Raw genomic sequence first — 235 nt, 5'->3', positions numbered from 1 at the left:
GTACAAAACCAAATACCGTTTTAGTGGTTCGTCTGTCGCATATCAGCTTTCTGGAATTGTTTCTAGTGCCCCGACTCCGATTATTGCAGCTTGGCTTGTAGCCACCACTGGTAATTCTATGGCGGTGTCGTGGTTCGTAGTGGCAGCGGCAGTTATTACTCTGATCTGTATCTCGATGACCAAAGAAACTTATCGAATCGACATTAACGAGTGATGACATGACGAATGTTTGCAA

The 235-nt window shown here is 44.7% G+C and carries 1 pseudogene; it reads left to right on the top strand.

The annotated features are described in order from the left end of the window. Positions 1-214 (top strand): annotated as a pseudogene (locus FQ668_RS28920) (MFS transporter); the annotation flags it as partial. Between the last annotated feature and the right edge of the window lie 21 nt (positions 215-235).

This window comes from Pseudomonas sp. Kh14 (assembly GCF_900291005.1).
Taxonomy (GTDB): domain Bacteria; phylum Pseudomonadota; class Gammaproteobacteria; order Pseudomonadales; family Pseudomonadaceae; genus Aquipseudomonas; species Aquipseudomonas alloputida.
This window is presented reverse-complemented; position numbering and strand designations above follow the sequence as displayed.